This window comes from Arthrobacter sp. GW822-FHT05G07 (assembly GCF_058799755.1).
In genome coordinates this window covers 275,504-299,109 of sequence record NZ_JBXALT010000004.1, presented here as the reverse complement: position 1 = coordinate 299,109, position 23,606 = coordinate 275,504, and the positions used below count along the sequence as shown (strand labels likewise).

The following is a 23,606-nucleotide window of genomic DNA, read 5'->3' as shown; positions in this document are numbered from 1 at the left end:
GGATAGGCTGTGGTCACTGATGTTCTTGGACCGTGGGGGTTTGTCGCGTGCTCTTTCCTTTTCCGTTTGGCCAGGAGTGGACCTGGTTGCTGGGCGCGTGGGCTATCGCGGAAGTGGTCATGCGCATCGTCCTTCTGGGCATCATTCCCGGCAACCGCCGTCCCACCACCGCCATGGCTTGGCTCTTGGCTGTGTTCCTCATCCCATCCGTAGGCTTCGTCCTGTTCCTTCTTTTCGGCAATTTCAAGTTGTCCAAGCGCAGGCGTGAGCAGCAGGAAGAAGTAAATCGCCGCGTTCGGGCCGTAACGTCCGATCTTGCCGATCCGGTGAGCGTTTACTCGGGTCCGGAGTGGGTGAAGTCGGCGGGTGAGCTGAACCATCGGCTCGGATCGCTGCCCATGGTTGATGGCAACAAGGTTGAGCTGATTCCCGGGTACCAGGAATCCATCAAAGCCATGGCCGAAGCGGTCAAGGGCGCCAAGAGCTACATCAACGCCGAGTTCTACATCATGAGCAGTGACTCCGTGACGGACGAACTGCTCACCGAGCTCGAGAAGGCGGCTGAGCGGGGTGTCACCGTCAGGCTGCTCTTCGACCACATTGGAACGCTGCGCGTCAAGGGGTACCGTCGCCTGATCCGCCGCCTCAAAGCAGGCAAGATCCAGTGGAAGCGGATGCTTCCGCTGCTGCCCATCCATGGTCAATGGCGGCGCCCGGACCTCAGGAATCACCGCAAGATCATGGTGATCGACGGCGAGATTGCCTTCACCGGCTCGCAGAACCTGATCGAGCCCTCTTACAACAATCCCAAGCACCACAAGATTGGCCGCAAATGGGTTGAGCTCATGTCCCGCCTCGAGGGGCCTATCGTGGCTACCCTCAACGTCGTGTTCGCCACGGACTGGCTCAGCGAAACGGACGAATCCCTTGAGGACCAGTTGCGCCTGCCCACCCAGCCGGCTCCAGGCCGTGTCACTGCCCAAGTAGTACCTAGTGGTCCGGGGTTCGCTACCGAAAACAACCTTCGCTTGTTCAATACCCTGATCTACTCCGCACAGCACAGAATCTCCATCTGCAGTCCGTACTTTGTCCCTGATGACTCCTTGCTCTACGCCATCACCACCGCCGCGCAGCGAGGCGTTGACGTGGAACTCTTCGTGTCCGAGAAGGGCGATCAATTCCTGGTTCACCACGCCCAGCGCTCCTACTACGAGGCCTTGCTGGACGCCGGAGTGCGGATCTACCTGTACCGGGCGCCGTACGTCCTCCACGCCAAGCACTTCACCATTGATGACGAGGTGGCTGTTCTTGGTTCCAGCAACATGGACATGCGCTCCTTCTCACTGAACATGGAGGTCTCGGTGATGCTCCTCGGCGCCGAAACCGTGAACCTCATGCGGGCCGTGGAGTCCACGTATCGAGAGGTGTCCCGTGAGCTTATGTTGGACGACTGGATGGATAGACCCCCGTTGGCCAAGTATGTGGATAACGTGGCCAGATTGACGGCGACGCTCCAGTAAAGACTCAGCCGGGGAAGTCAGCGCCCAGCGTGGACAGCACGCCGTACGCCTTGGTCCGGATTTCCTCGTACTCGTCGTCGGCCACGGAATCGGCGGTGATGGCCCCTCCCACGCCCAGTGACAGGGTTCGCCCGCCTGCGCCGTCAGGGTTTACCACCAGCGTGCGGATCACCACCGCGAGGTCCGTGGCCGCGTTCAGCGAGAAGTAGCCGATGGCGCCCGAGTAGATTCCACGCGGCCCGGATTCGAGTTGGTCCAGGATGTCCATGGTGCTGATTTTCGGCGCACCTGTCATGGACCCGGCCGGGAAGGCTGCGGCCAAGGCTTCCGCCCGCGGAGCACCCGGACGAAGGTGCGCGTCAATGGTGCTCACCATTTGGTGGACCGTGGCGTAGCTCTCGATGGCGCACAGCCGGCTGACCGTCACAGAACCCGGGATAGCGAAATGACTGAGGTCGTTGCGCAGAAGGTCCACGATCATGATGTTCTCTGCGCGGTCCTTCAGCGACGTCTCAAGATCCTGCCGCAACGCAGCATCTTCGGAGGCATCGGATGATCGGCGCCGGGTCCCCTTGATCGGTTCGGCGCGCATGCCGCCGTCGGACAGTATGCGGAGGAAGCGCTCGGGCGACGTGCTGGCGACCACCAGCTCGCCGAAGCGGAGGTAGCTGGCGAACGGTGCCGGGTTCCGGCGTCGCAGTGCCAGGTAGCTGCTCCATGGATCCAGGTTCCCGGCGGCGGCTTCCAAGGTGGTGGTCAGGCAGATCTCGTAGGAGTTGCCTTCGCTGATCTCATGCTGGGAGTCCGCGATTTTGCGCTTGTAATCCGTCGCGGAGTCCCGGCTGACGAACTCAGGGCCGCCGGCAGGCTCCGCACTCAATGAGGCCGCGACGGAAGAGACCGGACCGGCCGCGGCAGCCTCGACGGCGGTGCGAGCCTCGCGCATCCATTCCCCGGCGTCGGATGCGTCCAAGGCCAGCAGCCAGACAGTTTGTTCGCGATGATCCAGCACCACAGCACGCCCGGCGAAGAGCAGCGCCGCATCGGGCGTGTCGGAGGGGACATCGTTGCCGCCGGTTTCGCGCTTGAGTTCATAGCCGAGGTACCCCAGCCAGCCCAGCGTGAACTGGCCGTCGTAACCGCGCGGTGCTCGGACGGCGCGCCGGCCCCAAACGGAATCGAGCCAGCGGAAGAACGGCCCGGAGGTGGTCACGGAGGCAGACCCCGCAGTCACTTGGGTAGCGCCGGAGCGGTGCATGACCGACTGGCCGAACGTGCCGCCGTCGTCCGCCAGGATGCTGAAGCGGCTGCGGGCGGCCGCTTGGGATCGGCCGGCTACGGCGGAGGCGTTGGAAGAATCCAGCCATACCGCGTTGGTGGACCGGCCGTAGAGTGTCTCGAACAGGAGCGCCGCATCGGGCGCTGCCTCCAGGCGCTCGGACCGCAGTTGAAGTCCCCGCCGCGCGCTGAGTTCCGGTGACAAAATCGAAGCAACCGAAGGCAGGTACATCAGGGTTCGCAGGACATCGTCAGGGGCGTTGCCGTCGGCAAGGTTCTTCACGTGGATGTCGGCGGCGCTGATCACCTGATCGGTTGAAAGCCACTCATCCTCTTGGGCGGCCCAACTGTCCCAGTACGGTTCGTAGGTGCTTCCGTCACGAGTCAAAGCTCGACGACGGCGCTCGTCGCCGGAGGCTTCCACCCACACCACGGCATCCAGCATGGGTCGGGCAGCGTCCGCCGCAGCGCCCACGCCTTCCACGATGACGATCTCGGCGGGCAGCGTAACGTTCAGGCCGCCGTCGTAATGCTTTTCCCAGTCCCAGCTGGTCCATTCCGCGGCCAGGCCGTCGCTCAGCGGCGCGAGGACTGTGGCCACATAGCGCTCAATGCCGGGCATGAGGCCGTTCCAGCCGGGGTAGATGTCTTCCAGGTGGAACAGCGAAACCTTGTGGTGCTGCCGCAACCGGGCCGCCAGTTCAACGGCCAGGGTGGTTTTTCCTGCGCCGGACCTGCCGTCAACAGCGATGATCACGGGTGCAGGGGTCATGTCATAGAGGTTACCTGTTGGTGCTCGTGGCCTGAGGCTCCGTCCGCGGAGGCGATTGCTGCCTTGGTGTGTTGCACTATCCCTGGGATCGCGGCTTTGATGAGCGTCCAGGTGTTGTCGAAGTCTGTGTGGCCGCCATACCAGGGGTCCTCGATGCCGAGGTCCAAGGAGCTGCGGCCTCTCATGTGGGGATCGAAGCTGCGGAGCATCCGAACTTTTTTGAGGGAACCGTGATCCGGGGCGCCTTCCTGGAGCCAGCCGAAGTGATCGACGTCCAGGGCGAGGATCAGGTCCCGTTGGGCGTACCATTCACGCCGCCATTCGCGGGCAACGTGGTCCTCCGAAGCGAGGTGTTGGGCCGTCAGGACTCGTGCGGCGCGGGGGTCGATGGGGTGCCCTACCTCGTACCCTGTGGTGCCCGCAGAGTCCACCACTACAAGCTCGCCGAGCCCTTCCGCGTCGAAGGCTTCGGTGAGCATGAGCGCTGCCATGGGCGAGCGGCAGATGTTTCCAGTGCAGACCGTGATGATGCGGTATGGGCTCGTCGTTGAGTACATGCAGCAAGCATGATTGATGGCGCCCCCTCTTGGCTAGGGGCAACTTCACAAGTGAGTCACTTTTCCTGTCAAAGCTGTCACGCGGCTGCTACGGGCAAGCAGGTTGCGCTTAGGCGGGGGCGGTGGTTGGAGCTTCGGCGGCCAGCGCTGCGGCGGCCAGGTAAACGGTACGTACGACGGCGGCGCGTCGCCTGTCTGCCCGGCCGGGGTCATTGCCGGCCATGAGTCCGTCGAGCGCAGGGAGCACGGGAGCGGCGTCGCACAAGCTCACGATGGTGATGAGGAGATCCCCGGCGTCTTCCCTGGAGATGCCGGGGAGGGCGGCGATGGTGCTGTTGACTTTCGATGCGCAGTTGGCCATCCGCTTCGGCAGCCCGACAACCTCAGTGCCACGTTCCAGCCCTTCCCAGAACAGGAGGCGCGGCGCGGTGGCATCCTTCTGGTGGTGGTCGAAGAGTCGGCCGGCGTAGTCTGCCATGGCCTCGGGTCCGCTGCCCTCGATGGGAACTTCGTCCATGAGCGTACTGAGCGCGGACACGATGACGGCATCGAACAGGGCATTCTTATTGCCGAAGTATTGGTAGATCCGCTCCTTGTTGACGCCGGCCTCCGCTGCTATGCGGTCAATGCGGGCGCCGGCCAGTCCACGCGTGCAGAACTCGGACGTGGCTGCCTGAAGCAGCAGTCCCTTGGTTCGCTCTGTGTCCCATGCCATGCAGTCATATTACCATTTTCCAACTAGCTGGTTGTAATTGTTTGCGAGCGGGGTTATGGTAATTCCAAGCCAAAAGCAACCGTTTAGTTGGAGAACGCCATGACAGCCCAAGCAACGTCCCAAGTCACCGCTGAGTCCACGTCCCCGGCCGCCTCTGCCCGTCCGAAAGCGCCGTCCGTTCACATGCGGGCACTCATCACCTGGCTGGCCATCTTCCCGCTGGTGTCCATCGGCATGCTGCTCCTCGGCCCGGTCATGGAACCGTGGCACCCCGTCTTGCGGGCCCTCCTGCTGACGGCGCTGGTGGTTCCCGCCGCGGTGTACGTTGTGGTTCCCCGGCTCATGGCCGGCCACGGAGCCCTGAGCCGCAAAGCAGTAGAGCGCGCGGCCCGCAAGTCCGCTTAACCCAAGTAGGTCGCAGATCAGGCCGTTTGAGCGCTCAAAAACGGCCTGAACTGCGACCCAGTTGGGTGCGGCGCCGGGACTAAGCGCCCCGCAGCCGCTCGACGTCGGCGATGCCCGGGTACGCAGCCTGCGTGCCTTTCTTCGTGGCAGCCAAGGCCGCAGCCACCGAGGCGAAGGACGCGGCATCCGCAAGGGATTCGCCAGCGGCCAGGCGCGCAGCGACAGCACCAGTGAAGGCATCACCGGCACCCGTGGTGTCCACCGCAGAAACGCGTGTTGGGGCGATCCGGGTGATCTGATCCTCGGTACCACGGGCCAGCGAATCCAGTACTACGGAACCCCGTGAGCCGAGGGTCACCAGAACCCGCTGCAGACCACGGTCCGCGAACTGGCTCCGGACCGGCTCCCATGCTTCAGCCTCTGCGTCGGCGTCCGGAACGTCGGCCTCTGCACCAAGGAATAATGAGGCCTCGTGCGCGTTCACCAGCAGCACATCGCTCAACCCGGCCAAGCGCTCCGGCACTTCGGCGTAAGGCGAGAGGTTGAGCAGAACTGTCGCACCGGCGTCGTGCCCTGCTTGGGCGGCGGTAATCACAGTATCGATCCCCACCTCCAGGCAGAGGCACACTACAGCCGCATCCCGGAAGGCGTCCGGCGTAACATCCGAAGGCCTGAGGGTGCCATTGGCACCGGCCGAGATGATGATGCTGTTCTCGCCGCCGGCGTCCACGGAAATGACTGCGACGCCTGTGGCGACGTCGGAGCGTCGGACGCGCGAAACGTCCACTCCGGCGCTGGCTGTCGAATCCAGGAGCATGCTGCCGTTGGGGTCGTCACCCACGGCACCGATCAGGCTGACCTGACCGCCGAGCTTACTGGCAGCCACCGCCTGGTTGGCGCTCTTCCCGCCGGGGTTCACGGCGAACCCGTTGCCGTGGACCGTCTCGCCGGGTTGGGGGAGGCGGTCGCAATAGATGGTCAGGTCGGCGTTGAGGGAGCCGACGACGACGATTCCCGCCTTGGGTGCGCTGGTCATGCGGTCACCTTCTCGGTTTCGGTCACTTCTGCGTCAACCGGCTTGGGGATCAGGAGTGAAGCTGCGAAGGCTGCGAGGGTGATGGCCAGACCAACCACAACCACCGTCAAATATGAAGCCTTGTCATCATTCAACGAGGCTGTGGCGACGAGGACCGCGGGCAGGACAAGGAAGCTGAGACCGGCACCGAGGTTGAAGGCGCCGGCGTTCATGCCAGGCAGGAAGCCCGGGTTGCCCTGCGGCGAGAGAACCACGCCGAGTCCGTTCAGCATGATGTTGACGGTACCGGCGTACATGATGCCCAGCAAGGCCGTTCCCACGATCATCATCGGCAGGCTGTTGAGGCCCAAGAACGCGATGATCGCCAGCGCCACCAAGCTGCCAAGCAGGCCGATACGCAGGACCTTGGTGTAGCCGAGGACCGGGGCAAGCCGGCCGCTGATGGGGCCGAACAGCCAACCAAGCAGGGCGTACGGCGTAAGGATGATGAGCGACATCTCCGTGGGGCCAACGCCGAAACCGGGGTCGGCTGCCTGCACATACGCGGGGACGATCCCGTTGATGACCGCGAAGATACCCGTCATGGTGAGAGTGGTGGTCAGCAGCGGAGCCCACGTGGAGCGCTGGCGCAGGTGCACGGTTTCCACCATGGGCTGCTTGGCGCGCTTCTCAACAGTCCAGAACGCAAAGAACGCGACGGCGGCGACCAGCGTGAGTGCGATCGAGAGAGTCAGGGTGCCGGCGTCGAAGGCCGTGGCCAGCTTGGCACCCTCGTTCAGGGCCGTCAGCAGGGCACCAACGGCGATGACGATGAAGAACACGCCCAGCCAGTCCATGGTGGTGCCGGCAGCGGGCTTGCTTTCACCAGCCAGGACAGCAATCAGGACGGTCGCTACCAAAGCGAGTGCAACCATCAACCAGAAGATGCTCCGGAAGCCGAAGTTCTCGGCGAAGTAGCCACCAACGAATGAGTCGACGCCGGCCACGCCGCCGTTGACCGCGGTGATGAGGCCCATGAGGGTGCCGTACTTGCGGGGATTGCTGACCGCTGAGCGGAGCATGATCAGGCAGAGCGGAACTGTGGGGCCGCTGACGCCCTGGATGATGCGGCCCACGAAGAGCCACGTGACGTCCGGGGCCATTGCTGCGATGACCGAGCCCACAGCCATCAGGAGCATCATGCCGACGAGGATCTTCTTGCGGCCCACGATGTCGCTCAGGCGCGGGAGGAAGAGGGAGAAGAGGGCTGCGGCGGTGAAGAACCAGGTTTGGGACAGGCCGATGGTGGCTTGGTCAGTGTTGAGCTCGTTGCCCATGGTGACCAGTGCGGGGCTGAGCATGGACGCATTGAGCTGGAAGGCCACGCAGGCGGCCAGCAAAGCAACCATGAGGGCGGTGACGTTGCCGCGGGTGGATTTGGCTTCGGTGAGCGTGGTCATTAGTGGGACTCTCCCGCCGGGACCGTTTCGGCTACGGCGGTGGCGTCAGCGCCGCCGTCGTGAGCTGGTTCGCCGATCCGTTCAATGGCATCGGTGACCAAATCCCAGAACTTCTTGTGATCCAGGTCCACGGCAACGGAGGTGTGGCAGTCATCCGGTGCGGGTGCGCGGAAATCGGCTACGGTCATGCCGAGAGTGAGCTTGCCCTGCAGTTCGATGTCCACGGGGACCTTGCGGGTGGTCATGACGGTGGGATCGATGACATAGGCCACGGCACACGGATCGTGGACCGGCGGGAAATCGAAGCCCTGGGCATCTTTGTAGGTCTTCTGGAAGAAGTCCATGAGTTCCATGACGAACTTGGCCGGCTTGGTGCCAATTTTTGCGATGCGGTCCACTACCTCGTCCGTGGCCAGCGCCTGGTGCGTGAGGTCCAGACCGACCATCACCAAGGGCCACTTTTCGTTGAAGACAATGTGCGCCGCTTCGGGGTCGATGATGATGTTGAACTCCGCCACGGCGCTCCAGTTGCCCACGTGGTAGCCACCGCCCATGAGGACAACTTCCTTGACGCGCTCCACGATGCGGGGTTCCTTGCGGGCGGCCATGGCGATGTTGGTGAGCCCCGCGGTGGGGACCAAAGTGACGGTGCCCGGCTCATGCGCCATGACAGTTTCAATGATGAGGTCGACGGCGTGGCGCGGGTCCAGCTCGATGGCGGACTCAGGCTGTTCCGGGCCGTCCATGCCGGAGTCGCCGTGGATGCTGGGGGCCGTTTCGATGGTGCGGACCAAGGGGCGGTCGCAGCCAGCGGCGAAGGGGATGCCGGTGATGCCGGCAATGGTGGCTACGGAGAGGGCGTTCCGAGTGACCTTTTCCAGAGTCTGGTTGCCCACGACGGTGGTCACGGCCAGGAGCTCGATGTCCGGGTTGCCGTGCGCCAGCAGCAATGCCACTGCATCGTCATGGCCAGGGTCGCAGTCAAGAATGATCTTCTTGCGTGCCGGTGTCATGGTGTTGGGATCCACGTTTCTCTCCACGTCATTGGGGCCTGCCTGGAACTTGCCCGGGGCAGGGCGCTAAGCATTCAGGGGAATTCTGGCACTGCTTTGCGGGTTACGTCAAACGCTTAACGTTCAAAGCGTCAAGCGCTTGATGCCTTCTCGCAGGTCAGGGCGCTTAATGGACGCTACGATCGATGCATGGAATCCCTGGAACGGCGCCATGGCCGCGCGCCCCGCTCCCAACGCGTGACGGCCGCGATGGTGGCCGCCCGTGCAGGGGTTTCCACGGCCACCGTGTCACTGGTGGCGAACGGCAAAACCCAAGGCCGGGTATCCGATGACAACATCTCCCGGGTCCGCTCTGCGATTGCCGAGCTCGGCTATGTGGTGGACAGCATTGGCAGTTCCCTGGCCCGCGGCGTCAGCTCGATCGTCATTCTTGTGACCCCGGACGTGTCCAACCCTTTCTTTGCCAACGTCATCACCGGGGTACGGGAATCGTTGGGGTCCGAGTATCAGCTGCTGCTTTCCGTGACCGACGCCGGAGAATCACCCCAAGCCGATGACGTTCGCAAACTGCTGGCGCTCCGTCCTGCCGGCTTGCTGGTAGGTGCTCCCAGCGCGGAATTCCTGGAAGACCTGTCCGCAGCCGCGCCCCTGGTATTGCTGGACGCGCCGGGGTTGGAATCGTTTGCTCCCTCCGTGAACCTAGATGTCGCCCAGGGAGCCCGGGAACTGGCCCGTCATCTCGCTGCTTCCGGGCACACCCGGGCCGCCTATGTGGACGGCGTGACAGGTACTACTACCTTCCAGCTGCGCCGCGAAGCCTTCTTGGCGGAGGCTGCTGCGTGTGGACTCTCGGTGGCCGACGGGCACGTCATTGGCACCCCGATCGACGTCGGTGCTGCCGCCGCCGCGTTCGCAGACGCCTGGCCGGAGTGGCAGCGCGAGGGGGTCACCGCCGTCGTATGCGGTACCGATACGCACGCCTATGGCGTGCTGCAGGAAGCGCGCGTGGAGGGTGTCCGGATCCCTGAGGAGTTGGCCGTGGCGGGCTTCGATGATCTGCCGTACTCGGCCACCAGCAACCCAAGCCTCACCACCGTCCATCTGCCGGCTACGCCGCTGGGGCGCAAAGCGGGGGAGCAGCTGCGGGGACTCATGGAAGGCGTGCCGTTGGAGGAGCCCCATGTGACACTCGAGAGCTCGCTGGTGGTGCGGGGATCTACGTCACTTAGTTAGGTGACAGCGGGCGGAGCTGCGCTTCCGATACGGGGTTCGACACCGTGAAGTAGATCTGGGGAGCGGTCATGTCGCCCCAGTCCTCCTTTTTCACGCGGACAGCGGAGGGCGTTACCTCGGCGATCCGCACGCGAAGCCAAGCACCGTCGTCGAGGAGCAGTTCGTGAGGCTCGGCGAGGTAGCGGAGGCCGAGTTCATCAAGAGTTTCCTCGGCGCTCAACCAGTCCACCACCTCAGTCCTGGGGCGTCCCAGAAGGTCGATGGCGACGAAGCCGTCATCCACCGGCTTCATCCAGCCCACGTGCTCACGGTCGTCCGCTCGTCGGTGTTCGATCCAGTCCGCTTCCATGGCTTCGACGGTAGCACCGCGTTTTGCTGAGACGCGTCGAGGCTTAGTGTCTGAAATCCGTGGCTAGTGGATGACCGCCAGCAGGATGCCCACCAGGACGAACAAGCAGCCAAACACGCGATTGAGGACCTTCTGGCCCTTTTGGTCATGGGTAAATCGCTGGAACGACCGCGCGGCGAACGCGAAGAAGAACCACATCACCATGATGTCGATGATGATGACCGTGGCCGTCAGTACCGCGTATTGCTGGAGCAACGGCTGGTCCGGCCGGATGAATTGCGGCATGAAGGCCAGGAAAAAGACGATCGCCTTCGGGTTCAGCAAGTTCACCCAAATGCCGCGCTGGAACATGGAAAGGGCGGACTCGTTCTTCTTGTCCGCAACCTCTTCCTTGTCCAGGTCCGGCTTGTGCAGGAACTGGCGAATACCGAGGTACACCAGGTATGCGGCGCCGGCGTAGCGGATGACGTTGAAGATCACCGGCGAGTTGGAGACCAGCACGCCCACGCCCAGAGCGACGATCACAATATGGATGACCAAGGCCACCTGTTGACCGAGAATTCCCCAGATGGAGCGTCGGAAGCCGGAATTGAGCGAGTTGCTCATGGTGAAGATGGCACCGGCGCCGGGAGTGAAACTGATCAGGGTGCCGGCGCCAACCAGGGCCAGCCAAAGTGAAAACTGCACCACCTCAGCTTATGCCGGTGAGGTGGGTGGTCTGGACGCGTACCGCCACCACCTACTTTGCCGGCGACCCAGCGGGAACGCACCCGGAATAGGTTGATTCCCGTGCCCTCGCAGATCAAAGTAGGTGGTGAAGGTACAACCACGGCCGCGGCTTAGGGCAAACTGGTGCCGTGAGCGGAATCCCCTGGGTACTCCACGTCGATCTCGACCAGTTCATTGCGGCTGTCGAGGTACTCCGCCGGCCTGAACTCGCCGGCAAACCGGTCATTGTGGGTGGCCGGGGACATCCCACGGAACGGGCTGTGGTGTCCACCGCGTCCTACGAAGCCAGGGCCTTCGGAGTTGGTTCCGGCATGCCCTTGCGCATCGCAGCACGCAAAGTGCCCGACGCCATCATTCTCCCCGTTGACCAGGAGGCCTATCTCGCGGCCTCGGAGATGGTGATGGCAACCCTTCGCGAACAGCCCGGAGCCACTGTTCAGGTGCTGGGCTGGGATGAGGCCTTCGTCGGCATCGAAACCGAGGACCCCGAAGCTTACGCCAAGCAGATCCAGGCCGCCGTCCTGGAGCGAACGCAGCTGCACTGCAGCGTGGGCATCGGCGACACGTTGGTTCGCGCAAAGAACGCCACGGATTTCGGCAAACCGGCAGGCATCTTTCGGCTGACCAAAGAGAACTGGCTGGACGTCATGGGGAGCCGGCCCACCAAGGAGTTGTGGGGCGTCGGTAGCAAAGTGTCGCAGCGGCTGGCCAAGCACCACATCACCACGGTGGCTGAGCTCGCAGCGAGCAATCCCCAGGATCTCGTCCCGGAGTTCGGCCCGAAGATGGGCCCTTGGTACGCAGAACTGGGACGGGGTGATGGCGCCAGCGAGGTGGATGACACCCCGTGGGTGGCCCGCGGGCACAGCCGCGAGACCACCTACCAGCAGGATCTCACCGAGCCTTCACAAATCGAGGACGCCGTGAAGGAGCTGACAGCGCACGTCCTCGAAGACGTCGCGGCTGAAGGGCGGCCGGTCATCGGGCTGACGCTCAAAGTCCGTTATGTGCCGTTCTTCACCAAGACGTACGCAAGGAAGATCCCCGAGTCGTTCGACCGCGGGGAAGTCCTGGCGCAAGCCTTGGATCTCACAGGAAAGATCGAGCCTGACCGTCCCATCCGGCTCCTCGGCTTGCGGGCGGAAATGTCCATGCCCGACGACGCCCGAAAGGGACACACGCCCACGCGCGGCGGCTGGTAACAGCGCGGCGGCTGGTAACAGCTAACGCACGACGGCGGCCCGGCAGCTACCAGCGCGGGTGAATCGCTGCGCGGAAGTGGCGGTCATAAATGTCCCGAACTCCCTCAGCCAATCCGGAACCCACGGACTGCATCCCACCCGCCTCGGCGTTTGCTGCCGCCTGGGACGCGGATCGTGCACCGGGAATGACCGAGGTGACACCGTCCTGGGCGATGACCCAGGCGAGGGCCGCTTGGGCGGTGCTGACGCCGTCGGGCACTAATTCACTAAACTCTTGAGCGGCTTTAACACCGGTTGCGAAATCGACGCCCGAGAACGTCTCGCCGACGTCGAAGGAGGAGCCGTCGCGGTTGTAGTTCCGGTGATCGTCCTCAGGGAACTCGGTGTCCGGCGTGTACTTCCCGGACAGCAAACCGGAGGCAAGCGGCACCCTGGCGATGATCCCCACTCCGGCTTCCTTCGCTGCGGGCAGTACCTCGTCCAAGGGCTTCAGGCGGAAGGCGTTGAGGATGATCTGCACGGAAGCCGTGTTCCCGCGCTTGATGGCCTCCAGGGCTTCATCCGTGCGCTCGACGCTGACGCCGTAGTTGCGGATAGCCCCCTCGCTGACCAGGGTGTCCAGTGCGTCGTAGATTTCGTCGCTGCTGTAAACGGACGCGGGAGGGCAGTGCAGTTGAACGAGGTCCAGGGTGTCCTGTTGCAGGTTCCGCCGTGAGCGGTCGGTCCACGCCCGGAAGTTCTCCAATGTGTAATTTTCGTGGACTTGATCAACTCGGCGGCCCATCTTGGTGGCAACCGTAAGGTCTAGCTCGGGATGGGCTTGCAGGAAGCGGCCGATGAACTGCTCGCTGCGGCCGTCGCCGTAGACGTCTGCGGTGTCGAAGAAGTTGACGCCGCCTTCCACCGAGGCTTCAAGGACCGCAAAGGCGTCCCCTTCGGTGACGGAACCCCAGTCGGCTCCCAGTTGCCACGTTCCCAGTCCGATGGTGGAGACGGATCGGCCGGTCTTGCCAAGTATGCGTTGTTCCATGGTTTCGACTATATGGGGTTACTGCTCGTCCATCCGCGCTACTTTTCCCATTAAGTACTTTCGTTCGGGCAGGCTTCCGGTCTTCTTGGCCGCCGAGAGGTACGCTGCGCGGGCCTCCACATAGGCGCCGGACATCTCCAGTAGGTGGCCCCGCACGGCGTCCAAACGGTGTGTGCGGCCAAGCGCGCCATCCAACCCGACAAGCAGCTCAAGCCCGGCGGCCGGCCCATGCACCATGGCCACGGCGACCGCGCGATTCAGCGTGACCACGGGACTGGGTGCCACGGCTTCAAGCACTGTGTACAGCGCGAGAATCTGAGGCCAGTCTGTCTGATCGTTGGAGGCAGCCTCCGTGTGAACGGCAGCGATGGCCGCCTGAAGTTGATAAGGCCCCGCGGCCCCGCGACCGAGCACGGAGGACAGCAGAGCGATGCCCTCCTCGATCTGGTCCCGGTTCCAGAGGCGTCGGTCCTGCTCCGCCAACGGCACAGGCGTTCCGTCTGCCAAAGCACGAGCTGAGCGTCGGGAATCGGTGAGCAGCATCAGTGCCAGCAGGCCAGTCGCCTCGAGTTCACGCGGCGCAACGGCCACGAGCAGGCGCGTCACTCGGATGGCTTCAGTGGTGAGTTCCTCACGCTGCAGCGACGGACCCGAGCTGGCCGCGTAGCCTTCGTTGAAGATCAGGTACAGGACGTGAAGTACGACGCCGAGCCTTGCCTTGCGCTCGGAAGGCGGCGGCATGGTGAACGTGGCACCCGCCTTCTGGATCCCCTGTTTCGCCCGGCTGATGCGCTGACCCATGGTCGCTTCGGGGACCAGGAAAGCTGAGGCGATTTCCGCCGTCGTGAGTCCTCCAACTGCCCGGAGTGTTAGGGCGAGTTGCGATGGTGCGGACAACGCGGGGTGGCAGCAGAGGAACATCAGGGTGAGGGTGTCGTCGGCTTCCGAAACTGAGCTGTGGTAGAAATCGGAGTCCATGGCCGCAACACGTTCCTCGCGTGTTCGTCGGGCGCTTTCGCTTCGATAAAAGTCCACCAGTCGGCGGCTTGCGACGGCCATCAGCCAGGCCTTTGGGTTGTCTGGTAGCCCGGAAGGCCACTGAAGGGAGGCCTCAAGGAGTGCTTCCTGGACGGCGTCCTCGCAAGCATCGAACTGGCCATGCGTCCGTGCCAGCACGCCGAGGACCTGCGGCGCCAAAGTGCGCAGCAGGTCCTCGATTCGTCCGTCCGGTGGGGAAACCAGTTATACCTCCGGCGGAGCTTCCTGGGGCGGAGCTTGCTGAACTTCGCGGAGTTCAACTACTTGGGCGTACTTCACGATGCTTGAACAGATCTCCACGGCCCGTTCCTCGCTGGCAACATCAACCACCCAATACCCAACAAGCGACTCCTTGGATTCGGCATAGGGGCCGTCGGTGGTGATGACGCCGTTGGGGGTTTGCTTGACGAGCTTCGCGGTGCTGCCGTCGGCCAGGCCTGCGTTGAACACCATCTCTCCGGACTCAGTCAGGTCCTTGTCGATCTGGATCATGAATCCGATCATTTCCTGGATCCATGCAGGGTCGGCGGTCTCCATCATGCCCTCGGCCGAACCGAACATCATGATCATGTATTTCATCTCAAACTCCTTGTGAGGGGCACCCGTTCTGGGCGCTTTCACTCATGGGTCGGAACAGCGGTGGGCTTTTCTACATGGTTCGACAAACTTTTTTTGGAGACTACGCCCGGGCGATGACCTCGCCGTTGGGAATGAGGAAGAAGCCGTCATCGGTGGCTCCCCAGCGGTGCCAGCCTGCAGCGATCCGGGCGAGGTCGGCCTCGTTGGCGAAACCGTACTCCAGGGCTTGCTCGGCGAACGCTGAGTGCAGCACCCGTTCGCTCCAGACCCGGGATTGCCAGGCGCGTTGTTGGGCGGTGGCGTAGAGCCAGTTGCTGCTGGTGGGCGCCACCTGAGTGAAACCTGCTTGCTGGGCCCACGAAACAAGGCGACGGCCGGCGTCGGGTTCTGCTCCGTTGCGGCGGGCGATCTTCTGGTAGAGCTCCATCCAGTCGTCCAGCTCGGGGACTTCCGGGTACCAGCTCATACCGTGGAAATCGGCGTCGCGCACCGCAACTATGGCTCCGGGTTTCGCCACCCTGCGCATTTCGCGGAGGGCGGCGACGGGGTCTGTCAGGTGCTGGAGAACCTGGTGTGCGTGGACAAGGTCGAACGACTCGTCCTCAAAGTCGAGATCGTAGATGTTGCCGGTCTGGAACGTCACGTTGTCCACGCCGCGCTCGGTTGCCAGTTCGGTGGCCTGAGCCACGATGTCGGCAGACCGGTCCAAGCCGATCACTTGCCCGGGCGCAACCAGCCCCGCGAAGTCGCAGGTGATGCTGCCGGGTCCGCACCCGACGTCGAGCACTGACGTTCCCGGGGTGAGATGGGGAATCACAAACGCGGCCGAGTTCTCGACCGTCCGTGAGGCGTGGGCCCGGACAACCGACTCGTGGTGCCCGTGGGTATAGACATCTTCAGGCTGCTGCGCGTTCATAGGGAAACGCTACAACTTGGAAGGTGGAATTAGGTGGAACGTGTTGAGTCGGGTTGGCCGGCTTCCTCGCGGGCCGCCAAAGTGGCTTCCACCATATCGCTCATGAACCGGGTGACAAGCTCCAATTCCTCAGAGCTGTAGGCGGCCATGGCCTGGCCCATCCGGATGGCCAGCGGCATGAACATGGCGCTTCCATCCCGGTACGCCTTGGGTGTCATCTGCAACTGGACTTGCCGACGGTCCGTGCCAAGACGTTCGCGCACCACGTGCCCGGAGGCATGCAAGCGATCAACCAACGCCGTGGTGGCGGGGGAGCTGAGCCGGAGTTCGGCGCGGAGCACACCAGGCGTGACCACCTTGCCCGCCGCGGAGTGGCGCATGATGACGGCCAGCGCGTTCAGGTCCGTGCGGTGCATGTCGTTCCGGCCGCCAGCTGCGTCCACGTAGTGGTTGGCTTCCAGGGTGAAGTCCTGGAGGAGGCGCACGAGTTCTTGGGGGGCCGCGCTTTCGGGGCGGCCATCACCGGGACCGCCCTCACCGGGGCGCGGGACTGTTGGGTCCGACATGTCCGCCCTCCTGCCAGCGTTGTCTTGTCTTTACTGCCTTCCGGATATTACTCCCAGGGGTCCGGGAATCCGGCATCTGCAGCAATCTGGTCTTGGAATAGTTCCATGATAGAGATAATCTATGGTGGAATAAAGGATGAATCGCATCCCCGGAGAAGAAGGACTCATGAACTCGCAGAAAGTACCGTTCTGGCTCCGCTGGCTAGTGCCCGTGGTGCTGGTCATCACGTGGCTCGGCATCGCCGGCATCGGCGGCCCCACCTTTGGGCGGTTGGAGGAGGTCTCCTCCAACGACCAAGCCTCATTCCTTCCCGCGGGCGCCGAGGCCACGGAAGCCGGCGACTGGCAGGCCAAGTTCCGGGACTCGGAAGAGATTCCTGCGGTGGTCATCGTGGAGAACGGCACCTCCTTCACCCCGGCTCAGCTGGGCGAAGCAGCCCAACTGAAAGCCGACATCGAGGCACTCAAGCTGGGGAGCGCCGTCGTCGGGCCCATCCCCTCGGAGGACGGCAAAGCCGTCCAGTTCATCGTCCCGATGGCGTCCTCCGATGAGCTGCGCGAGAAAGTCCGGGAGCTGCGCGACGTGGTGGAGCCCGGTGCGCCTGACGGGATGCAGGCTTTTGTCACTGGTCCTGCTGGCCTGACCGCGGACCTCGTCAACGCGTTCGGCGGGATCGACGGCATCCTGCTGTTGGTTGCGCTGGGTGCCGTGTTCGTGATCCTGCTGCTGGTTTACCGCTCGGTAGTGCTGCCGTTGGCGGTGCTGTTCACCTCGGTCTTCGCCTTGTGCGCCGCGATTCTGCTGGTATTCGGTATGGCCAAGCTTGGGTGGATCCAACTGAACGGCCAGAGTCAAGGCATTCTCTCGATCCTGGTGATTGGCGCGGCAACCGACTATGCACTCCTGTACGTGGCGAGGTTCCGTGAAGCCCTGACCCACACCACCAATCGCACGCAGGCAGTCATCACGGCATGGAAGGCATCGTTCGAGCCGATCCTCGCATCCGGTGCCACGGTGATCATCGCGCTTCTCTGCCTGCTCTTCTCTGACCTGAACTCCAACAAGGCGCTGGGACCTGTGGCCGCCGCAGGAATTCTCTGCTCCCTGTTTGCCGCGCTCACGCTCCTGCCCGCGCTCATGGCTTTGCTGGGCCGTGCAGCGTTCTGGCCCTTCCGTCCCAAGTTGCTGCCCGACGACGAACGCGAACCTGAGATTGCCACCGGCCTTGAGGGGCAGAAGGGTCTGTGGCGCGCCACGGGCCGCCTGGTCTCCAAGCGGCCGCGGGTTGTTTGGGTTGCTTCCGTTCTGCTGCTGCTTGCCGCGTCCACGGGCTTGATGCAGTTGAAGGCCAATGGAGTTCCGCAAACGGATGTCATTCTTTCCGCATCCGACGCCGTGGACGGCCAGGAAGCGCTGGCGCGCCACTTCGACGCCGGCAGCGGCAGCCCCGCCGTCGTGGTCGCCTCGCAAGGTGCCGCGCAGCAGGTCCTGGACGAGGTCAAAGCAGCCGACGGCGTGGGCGACGCCTACCTGCTGGCGGACGGAAACGTCCCCATCACCGGGGCTCCCGGTACTCCCGCCGAACCGGCTGTCCGCGAGGGCAGGGTCCTCATCAATGCCACCTTGAACTCCGCTGCCGATTCGATTGAAGCTGAAGAGGCCGTGAAGTCGTTGCGGGTGGCCGTGAAGGAGGTGGACGCCAACGCTTTGGTAGGTGGAGTCACCGCAACTGCGCTGGATACCAACACCACAGCGCAACGCGACCTGGTTGTCATCATCCCGATCGTGCTGGTGGTCATCCTGTTCATCCTGATGCTGCTGCTGCGCTCGGTGGTGGCGCCGGTGCTGCTGGTGTTGTCGGTGGTGCTGTCCTATGGCGCCGCGATGGGCGTCTCAGCGTGGGTCTTCAACGGAGTCTTCGGATTCTCCGGTGCCGACGCCACTGTGCCGCTGTTCGGTTTCGTGTTCCTGGTTGCCCTCGGCGTGGACTACAACATCTTCCTGATGAGCCGTGTCCGTGAAGAGTCGTTGAAACACGGGACGCGTCCGGGAATCCTGCGCGGATTGGCCGTAACCGGCGGTGTGATCACCTCGGCCGGCGTGGTTCTTGCCGCTACTTTTGCGGCCCTCGGTGTCATCCCCATCATGTTCCTGGTGCAGCTCGCCTTCATTGTGGCGTTCGGTGTGCTGCTGGATACCGTGCTGGTCCGCTCCCTGCTGGTTCCCGCGCTTGCCTACGACATCGGCAGCAAGATCTGGTGGCCGGGCAAGCTGGCGCGCGAGTCTTCAACGGTTTCGGTAGGGCCGCGCGAGGAGGAAGACGCCCCGGTGGGTCGGTAGTCGTCAGTCAATGACGGGGGAGCGGCGCTCCAGCAGCAGGGTGTCCTGCCATTGTCCGGCGGCGGGTCCGGTGCTCAGACGAGCAATACGGTCGCGCCGCCCGACGATGGCAAAACCGTGGGCCTGATGCAATCGAATGCTGGCTTCATTCTCAGGAAAGATGCTGGATTGGATGGTCCAAATGCCCTTTGCCTCGGTAGAGGCGGCGAGCGCTTTCAGGAGTCGGGCGCCGATGCCTTGTCCCCTCGCCGCCCCGGCCACGTAGATGGAATGCTCAACCACTCCGGCGTAGGCCGGACGCGAGGAAACCGGGGAGACGGCAGTCCAGCCAAGGATTTCGCGCTCGCTGTTGACCGCTACCAGGCGGTGGTCCTTGAGCCTGGAGTTGTTGAAGGCAGCCCATTCGGGGGCTTTTGTCTCGAAGGTGGCGTAGCCGGTGTCGATGCCTTCCTGGAAGATCCCCCTGACGGCTGGCCAATCTTCAGGCTCCATGGCCCTGAGTGCAACCGTCACAGCTTGGCCAGGATGCCGGCTACGTCATCCAATGCGCCGGGAACCAGTGAGTAATAGGCCCACGTTCCGCGCTTCTCCCGGTGCAGCAGGCCTGCGTCTACCAGGATCTTCAGGTGGTGCGACACGGTCGGTTGGCCGAGGCCCAGGGGCTCGGTGAGGTCGCAGACGCATGACTCGCCCGAAGATTCAGCTTTGACCATGGAGAGAAGCCGCAATCGGTTGGGGTCAGCCAGGGCCTTGAAGACCAGCGCCTTCTGCTTGGCTTGCTCAGCATCCAAGGCAGGCTGGCCCGTCGGCTCGCAGCAGTCTTGGGCCGTGGTGGGATCGAGTGTGGGCAGTGCGGTCATGTAACCATTATGCGCGTATATTGACGCTCATCAATGTAGACTCGTTTGCCTGGCGGATCACCAAGAACCGGACCAGCATTGATGGCCTGGCCGCCTACCACTTTGACTCGGCGGCTCCAGCGGGCACCTGACCCCAGGTCAACGGCGCACAGCGGGCGCCTCGTTCTGCAATTGCTTCTGCTTCAGCTTGTCCTGTGACCGCCTTACCTTCTTGCGTTTACGCCGACGCTTGATTTGTCCGCTAAACGGAGGCCGGGGTGTGCCGCGCCGGGGGCCGCTCCAGAAAGTCCCACCCAGGAGGATGCCGGCCAAGGCACCATACGTCCATACAAACGGCAGAGCTGGCTGACCGATATTCCCAGCGACGAAAATCAGCAGAAAGAATTCGACGGGTATAACCAGTAGGAGCATGTTCCTGGTCAGTGCCGATGGCGGGAAACGGAACAATGCCCAGCCGCAGACCAAGGCGCCCGCCAGGACGGCGGCGACTGGCGCCGTCGGATTTTGGAAGATGAGGTGAGCCAGACCGGCTGCCAGAAGGACAGCCACGCAGGTTCCGTTGATCAAGACCGGGCGTCGGCCGCCAGCGGTTCCCTCGCCGTCTTGGTCGTTGCCATCGCCCTTCTTGGCGGTCGCGGGTCGCGGTCGCTTTCCTGACCACGGGTATCCGCTGGCGATTGCCCCTGCCATGAACCCCAAGAACCACGAGGCGGCTGCAGGGACTCCCAGATCGTCCTCTGCCGAGGTTAATGACAAGGAGATCAGGAGCACTCCGAAGAGCATCACCATGGAGGCTCGGGATGTTGGGGGAACTTCCCGGAACAGGAGGAAAGTGTAAGCCGCCCCCAGGGCGAAGAACGGTGATGCTCCCGGCAAGTTGCTGCGGGCCATCCACACAAAAGCAACCACGAGGGCAATGATCACCCCGGCATAGAAGATGCGGCTGGACCATTGATTCGATTTCTTCATTTCAGCATTCCCCCCGGGTACAAGGGTAGATCAAGCTCGCTTGTCCACGGGGTGGGGCACCACCACATCCTCGGCGACGCGCGAACCCGTGGGAAAAAGCAGCAGGAGAAGACCCAGCCCAACTGCCGCGCCGATCAGTTGCGCCAAGACAAAGCCCGGTGCGGAGCCGGGTGCGATGCCCGCAAACGTGTCGCTGAAGATTCGTCCCACCGTCACTGCAGGGTTCGCGAAGGACGTTGACGACGTAAACCAGTAGGCCGCACCAATATAGGCGCCGACAGCGGGGGCTGCCAGGGAGCCCCGTTTAGTGGCGGCAAGGGAGAAGATCAGCAGAATCAGGCCGGCCGTTGCCACGACTTCACCCAGAAGGTGGCCCGGGGTTGCGCGGTCTTTGCTGGATATTGTGGTGCCGACCTCAAACATGGCGTTCGCCAACACGCTGCCGCCAACCGCCCCCACAGTCTGCGACGCAATGTACGCGCCCAGTTCCCTCAGCGACAGTCCGCTGCCGGTCCGCCGGGCCAGGATCCAGTCCACCAGGGACACTACCGGGTTGAAGTGCGCGCCGCTGACTGGTCCAAAGATCAGTATGAGGACTGTCAGCCCGAGCACGGTGGCGGTACTGTTCTGCAGCAACTGCAGGCCAACGTCATTCGGGGAGAGCTGCTGCGCCGCGATGCCGGAGCCGACAACGATGGCCACCAGCAGGCAGGTGCCCAGAGCTTCAGCGAGAGCGCGCCGCCACAGGGCAGTCGGGTGAGAAGTCATAAAAGACAGCTTGACCGATGAAAGTAGTTCAGTCAAAATTGAATCAATGGATATTGAGCAAAGTTCGAGTCTTTTGGAGAGGGCCGCCAAGTACGCGGCCCTGAGCGACCCTGCACGGCTACGCATCGTAGACCTGCTGACCTTGGGAGACCTATCACCCACTGAGCTGCAAACGGAATTGGGCATGCCTGCGAATCTGCTGTCGCACCATCTGCGATCCATGGAGGCTGCGGGGCTGGCGGTCCGGCATCGCTCGGAAGCTGACAAGCGGCGAAGCTATGTTCGGCTGGCACCCGGCGCGCTGGAAGGCCTCACTCCCGGCCGCGAGCACGGGGCGCGGCGGGTCTTGTTTGTGTGCACCCGCAATAGCGCCCGCTCGCAATTGGCTACCGCTTTGTGGCGGACGGCCAGCGACATCCCGGCGGTTTCGGCGGGAACGCATCCGGCGGAACATGTGGCGCCAGGTGCTGTGGACGTCGCCCGCCGCCACGGTTTGGACCTTGGAGGCTCCAAGCCCCGCTTGATCGACCATGTGGCGGGTGACGAAGATCTGGTGATCACCGTCTGCGATAACGCCCATGAGGAACTGCCAGGGCTGCACGGCATTCACTGGTCCATTCCGGATCCGGTGCGACTCGACAGTGAGGAGGCGTTTGAGGATGTGTTCGCCGACATTTCACGCCGCGTCCACGATCTCGCCCCCCGACTGCGAGCAGCCTAGTTCTACAGCTTTCCGTATATTGACAATCGTCAATCTATAGGCCGATACTCAATGCATCGATGAATATCGATATCCCTCATCGCGGCATTGGTGCGGATCGATCCCAACCAGACCCAACTGACACAGGAGAACCCCCGTGAGCACCGAAACCGCCAAGAAGCCGTCCGTTCTGTTCGTCTGCGTTCACAACGCAGGCCGCTCGCAGATGGCCGCCGCTTTCCTCACCACACTCTCGGAAGGCGCCATCGAGGTCCGTTCAGCCGGCTCGCAGCCCGCAGACAAGGTGAACCCCGCTGCGGTGGAAGCAATGTCTGAGCTTGGTATCGACATGTCGGCCGAGATCCCCAAGGTCCTCACCACTGAAGCCGTCAAAGAATCCGACGTAGTGATAACCATGGGCTGCGGAGACGAGTGCCCGTACTTCCCCGGCAAGCGCTACGAGGACTGGGTTCTTGAGGACCCCGCCGGGCAGGGTGTGGACGCCGTTCGGCCGATCCGCGACGATATCAAGACCCGCATCGAGGGCCTTATTGCGTCACTGATCCCCGCCGCCAAGTAACCCCAACTACCAGGAGCGACTCCCGTGAGCAACGAACAACTGATCATCATCGGGTCCGGCCCTGCTGGCTACACGGCGGCGATCTACGCCGCCCGTGCCGGTTTGAACCCCCTGGTTCTGGCCGGTTCCGTCACCGCCGGTGGCGCCCTCATGAACACCACGGAAGTGGAAAACTTCCCCGGCTTCCCGGGCGGTATTCAGGGACCCGAACTCATGGATGGACTCCAAGAGCAAGCGGAAAAGTTCGGCGCTCGGATAGTGTTCGACGACGTCACTGAGGTTGATCTCAAGGGTCACCTCAAGCGCGTAGTCACCGGAGCCGGTGAGACCCACGAGGCACCTGCCGTCATTCTCGCTACGGGTTCTGCATATAAGGAGCTCGGTCTTCCGGAAGAAAAGAAGCTCAGCGGCCACGGAGTTTCCTGGTGTGCCACGTGCGACGGCTTCTTCTTCCGCGAGCAAGACATCATCGTCGTGGGCGGCGGTGACTCTGCGATGGAAGAAGCCACGTTCCTGACACGCTTCGGGAAGTCCGTCACGGTAGTGGTCCGGAAGGGTGAGCTGCGGGCATCCCGGATCATGGCGCAGCGTGCCAAGGACAATCCCAAGATCACCTTCGCTTGGAACTCGGCTATTACGGCCATTCATGGGGACACGAAGGTCACTGGTGTAACGCTCAAGGACACTCGTACCGGTGAGACCCGTGAGCAGGCTGCCACAGGAGTCTTCGTAGCCATCGGTCATCTGCCGCGGACAGAACTGGTGGAAGGACAAGTGGACCTCGACGCCGAGGGCTACATCAAGGTGGCCTCGCCAACCACCATGACCAACCTCTCCGGTGTGTTCGCGTGTGGCGACGCCGTTGATCACCGCTACCGCCAAGCCATTACTGCGGCGGGCACAGGATGCGCTGCCGCTCTCGACGCTGAGCGTTACCTCGCCGCCCTGGACGACGCCGACAGCATTGCAACTGCACTGGTCGAAGAGCCTACCCACTTCTGAGCTTTACCC

25 protein-coding genes are annotated in these 23,606 nt (G+C 63.2%); 8 read left to right on the top strand and 17 right to left on the bottom strand.

Annotated features, from left to right (window positions below):
* Window positions 1-47 precede the first annotated feature (47 nt).
* Complete coding sequence (gene cls / locus AC1RJY_RS08740; RefSeq protein WP_014922927.1) at window positions 48-1,520, top strand: cardiolipin synthase; 1,473 nt, start codon at window positions 48-50, stop codon at window positions 1,518-1,520.
* 4 nt (window positions 1,521-1,524) lie between these two features.
* On the opposite strand, the gene pabB is transcribed toward cls, so the two are convergent.
* The 3 genes from pabB to AC1RJY_RS08725 form a co-directional block, all read right to left on the bottom strand.
* Window positions 1,525-3,570: an aminodeoxychorismate synthase component I gene (pabB, locus tag AC1RJY_RS08735; protein ID WP_498602134.1), complete on the bottom strand. Its 2,046-nt coding sequence runs from the start codon at window positions 3,568-3,570 to the stop codon at window positions 1,525-1,527.
* Window positions 3,567-4,127, bottom strand: a complete 561-nt coding sequence (locus tag AC1RJY_RS08730) for a low molecular weight protein-tyrosine-phosphatase (RefSeq protein WP_014922925.1) — start codon at window positions 4,125-4,127, stop codon at window positions 3,567-3,569. Before AC1RJY_RS08730 ends, pabB begins: the two co-directional genes overlap by 4 nt.
* 109 nt (window positions 4,128-4,236) lie before the next feature.
* Window positions 4,237-4,842, bottom strand: coding sequence for a TetR/AcrR family transcriptional regulator (locus AC1RJY_RS08725; RefSeq protein WP_043806372.1), 606 nt, complete (start codon window positions 4,840-4,842; stop codon window positions 4,237-4,239).
* Window positions 4,843-4,941: 99 nt separating this feature from the next.
* Between AC1RJY_RS08725 and AC1RJY_RS08720 the strand changes: the two genes are divergently transcribed.
* Window positions 4,942-5,247: a hypothetical protein gene (locus AC1RJY_RS08720; protein ID WP_498602133.1), complete on the top strand. Its 306-nt coding sequence runs from the start codon at window positions 4,942-4,944 to the stop codon at window positions 5,245-5,247.
* 79 nt (window positions 5,248-5,326) lie between these two features.
* Here AC1RJY_RS08720 and AC1RJY_RS08715 read toward each other — a convergent pair whose 3' ends face one another.
* From AC1RJY_RS08715 to uriH, 3 genes are read right to left on the bottom strand one after another with little or no spacing between them, the layout of a single operon-like run.
* Entirely contained in the window at window positions 5,327-6,283 is a 957-nt protein-coding gene (locus AC1RJY_RS08715) for a ribokinase (RefSeq protein ID WP_498602132.1), read from the bottom strand.
* Window positions 6,280-7,722, bottom strand: coding sequence for a uridine transporter UriT (uriT, locus tag AC1RJY_RS08710; RefSeq protein ID WP_011776261.1), 1,443 nt, complete (start codon window positions 7,720-7,722; stop codon window positions 6,280-6,282). Before uriT ends, AC1RJY_RS08715 begins: the two co-directional genes overlap by 4 nt.
* A complete protein-coding gene (uriH, locus tag AC1RJY_RS08705) occupies window positions 7,722-8,735 on the bottom strand; it encodes a uridine-preferring nucleoside hydrolase UriH (RefSeq protein WP_498602181.1) in 1,014 nt (337 codons plus the stop codon). The genes uriT and uriH overlap by 1 nt, the downstream gene beginning before the upstream one ends.
* 189 nt (window positions 8,736-8,924) lie before the next feature.
* Here uriH and AC1RJY_RS08700 point away from each other — a divergent pair, with 189 nt between their 5' ends.
* The gene (locus AC1RJY_RS08700) at window positions 8,925-9,968 is read left to right on the top strand and encodes a LacI family DNA-binding transcriptional regulator (RefSeq protein WP_498602131.1); all 1,044 of its coding nucleotides are present in this window, start codon (window positions 8,925-8,927) and stop codon (window positions 9,966-9,968) included.
* Here the strand turns inward: AC1RJY_RS08700 and AC1RJY_RS08695 are convergent.
* Window positions 9,961-10,317: a hypothetical protein gene (locus AC1RJY_RS08695; RefSeq protein WP_498602130.1), complete on the bottom strand. Its 357-nt coding sequence runs from the start codon at window positions 10,315-10,317 to the stop codon at window positions 9,961-9,963. The two genes, AC1RJY_RS08700 and AC1RJY_RS08695, sit on opposite strands and share 8 nt — an antisense overlap.
* Before the next feature lie 63 nt (window positions 10,318-10,380).
* Window positions 10,381-11,004, bottom strand: coding sequence for a LysE family transporter (locus AC1RJY_RS08690; RefSeq protein WP_043471529.1), 624 nt, complete (start codon window positions 11,002-11,004; stop codon window positions 10,381-10,383).
* A 170-nt stretch (window positions 11,005-11,174) separates the two neighbouring features.
* Between AC1RJY_RS08690 and AC1RJY_RS08685 the strand changes: the two genes are divergently transcribed.
* Window positions 11,175-12,248: a DNA polymerase IV gene (locus AC1RJY_RS08685; protein ID WP_498602129.1), complete on the top strand. Its 1,074-nt coding sequence runs from the start codon at window positions 11,175-11,177 to the stop codon at window positions 12,246-12,248.
* Between the two features lie 46 nt (window positions 12,249-12,294).
* On the opposite strand, the gene AC1RJY_RS08680 is transcribed toward AC1RJY_RS08685, so the two are convergent.
* The 5 genes from AC1RJY_RS08680 to AC1RJY_RS08660 form a co-directional block, all read right to left on the bottom strand.
* Entirely contained in the window at window positions 12,295-13,278 is a 984-nt protein-coding gene (locus tag AC1RJY_RS08680; RefSeq protein WP_498602128.1) for an aldo/keto reductase, read from the bottom strand.
* An 18-nt stretch (window positions 13,279-13,296) separates the two neighbouring features.
* On the bottom strand, window positions 13,297-14,487 hold the full coding sequence (locus tag AC1RJY_RS08675) for an RNA polymerase sigma factor (protein WP_498602180.1): 1,191 nt from the start codon (window positions 14,485-14,487) through the stop codon (window positions 13,297-13,299).
* A gap of 33 nt (window positions 14,488-14,520) precedes the next feature.
* Complete coding sequence (locus tag AC1RJY_RS08670) at window positions 14,521-14,895, bottom strand: YciI family protein (RefSeq protein ID WP_011776253.1); 375 nt, start codon at window positions 14,893-14,895, stop codon at window positions 14,521-14,523.
* A 100-nt stretch (window positions 14,896-14,995) separates the two neighbouring features.
* The gene (locus tag AC1RJY_RS08665; protein ID WP_014922914.1) at window positions 14,996-15,811 is read right to left on the bottom strand and encodes a methyltransferase domain-containing protein; all 816 of its coding nucleotides are present in this window, start codon (window positions 15,809-15,811) and stop codon (window positions 14,996-14,998) included.
* Between the two features lie 29 nt (window positions 15,812-15,840).
* A complete protein-coding gene (locus tag AC1RJY_RS08660; protein WP_498602127.1) occupies window positions 15,841-16,377 on the bottom strand; it encodes a MarR family winged helix-turn-helix transcriptional regulator in 537 nt (178 codons plus the stop codon).
* Between the two features lie 166 nt (window positions 16,378-16,543).
* Here AC1RJY_RS08660 and AC1RJY_RS08655 point away from each other — a divergent pair, with 166 nt between their 5' ends.
* Window positions 16,544-18,718 (top strand): MMPL family transporter, encoded by a 2,175-nt coding sequence (locus tag AC1RJY_RS08655; protein WP_498602179.1) that lies wholly within the window; start codon window positions 16,544-16,546, stop codon window positions 18,716-18,718.
* A gap of 3 nt (window positions 18,719-18,721) precedes the next feature.
* Here the strand turns inward: AC1RJY_RS08655 and AC1RJY_RS08650 are convergent, their stop codons facing one another.
* The 4 genes from AC1RJY_RS08650 to AC1RJY_RS08635 form a co-directional block, all read right to left on the bottom strand.
* Window positions 18,722-19,210: a GNAT family N-acetyltransferase gene (locus tag AC1RJY_RS08650; protein ID WP_051025128.1), complete on the bottom strand. Its 489-nt coding sequence runs from the start codon at window positions 19,208-19,210 to the stop codon at window positions 18,722-18,724.
* Window positions 19,211-19,227: 17 nt separating this feature from the next.
* A complete protein-coding gene (locus tag AC1RJY_RS08645; RefSeq protein WP_210065744.1) occupies window positions 19,228-19,578 on the bottom strand; it encodes an ArsR/SmtB family transcription factor in 351 nt (116 codons plus the stop codon).
* 138 nt (window positions 19,579-19,716) lie between these two features.
* Entirely contained in the window at window positions 19,717-20,547 is an 831-nt protein-coding gene (locus tag AC1RJY_RS08640; RefSeq protein ID WP_498602126.1) for a hypothetical protein, read from the bottom strand.
* 30 nt (window positions 20,548-20,577) lie between these two features.
* Window positions 20,578-21,315 carry an aquaporin gene (locus tag AC1RJY_RS08635; protein ID WP_498602125.1) on the bottom strand — a complete coding sequence of 246 codons (738 nt, stop codon included), beginning with the start codon at window positions 21,313-21,315 and terminating at the stop codon, window positions 20,578-20,580.
* A gap of 46 nt (window positions 21,316-21,361) precedes the next feature.
* On the opposite strand from AC1RJY_RS08635, the gene AC1RJY_RS08630 reads away from it, so the two are divergent.
* The 3 genes from AC1RJY_RS08630 to trxB all read left to right on the top strand — a co-directional run bounded on the left by AC1RJY_RS08630 (window position 21,362) and on the right by trxB (window position 23,597).
* The gene (locus AC1RJY_RS08630) at window positions 21,362-22,036 is read left to right on the top strand and encodes an arsenate reductase/protein-tyrosine-phosphatase family protein (RefSeq protein ID WP_014922907.1); all 675 of its coding nucleotides are present in this window, start codon (window positions 21,362-21,364) and stop codon (window positions 22,034-22,036) included.
* A gap of 136 nt (window positions 22,037-22,172) precedes the next feature.
* On the top strand, window positions 22,173-22,595 hold the full coding sequence (locus AC1RJY_RS08625) for an arsenate reductase ArsC (RefSeq protein ID WP_498602124.1): 423 nt from the start codon (window positions 22,173-22,175) through the stop codon (window positions 22,593-22,595).
* A gap of 24 nt (window positions 22,596-22,619) precedes the next feature.
* Entirely contained in the window at window positions 22,620-23,597 is a 978-nt protein-coding gene (trxB, locus tag AC1RJY_RS08620; protein ID WP_498602123.1) for a thioredoxin-disulfide reductase, read from the top strand.
* Window positions 23,598-23,606: the final 9 nt, after the last annotated feature.